1 protein-coding gene is annotated in these 783 nt (G+C 64.1%); it reads left to right on the forward strand.

Going from position 1 to position 783, the window contains the following annotated elements; all coding sequences use genetic code 11:
• Window positions 1–341: 341 nt before the first annotated feature.
• The coding region (locus GY769_20000; GenBank protein MCP4204205.1) for a transposase at window positions 342–783 on the forward strand (442 nt) is incomplete at its 3' end.

Genomic DNA, 783 nt, shown 5'->3' on the forward strand with positions numbered 1-783 from the left:
AACCTCTATGGGGTCGCCCGTGAGAGACCCTCACGACGGAAGAAAATGGGGAATTGACCCCATTGCGACAACGGGGGGGCGGAGGCAATCCCTCCGCCCTACCCTCTGCTACCAAGCCGGCCGGTAGTCCTGCGTCGCTCGATTCCGCCCTTCCAGGGCGGGGAGATCGAGAGCCCCTGACCCGGGGCTCGCTCGCGTCGCTACGCTCCGCATGCGCGGCCCCGGGCTTTACGATTCGGCCCCTTCGGGGCGGGAAGAGATCTGGAATCCGTCGCTCCAATCCGTCGCTCGCAATGAGAGAATGGCGGCGGCGGAGCTGCAATCAGTCATAGGAGCGAAGAATGAGCCTGGGACGTGCGGAGTTGCAGAAGGATCTCCTGGATGATGTGAGCTGGTTCTGTGAGGAGGCTCTCCCGACGAGCTCGATCTACTCGGTGCTGCACCGAGAGCGTCATCGGTTGTTTCCCGACGAGATGTTTGCCGATCTCTTCAGCCACAAGGGACGCCGTTCGGTTCCTCCCTCGGTCGTGGCCGCGGTGATGGTGCTGCAGCGTCTGGAGGGGCTATCGGACCGCGAGGCGGTGGAACGTTACAGCTTCGATACTCGATGGCGCTTCGCCGCGGGCGTAGGTGGCTATCGTGCTGGCAAATGGGGCAGCTTCGCGCACACCGTTCTGGTGGACATGCGGGCTCGTCTGGCGGCCTCTGAAGCTCCTCGTCGGATCTTCGATGTGACGTTGGAGGCGGCGTCGCAGGCGGGTTGTGTGGGAGCGAAGCGGGGGC

Source organism: bacterium (genome assembly GCA_024224155.1).
In the GTDB taxonomy this organism is placed as follows: domain Bacteria; phylum Acidobacteriota; class Thermoanaerobaculia; order Multivoradales; family JAHEKO01; genus CALZIK01.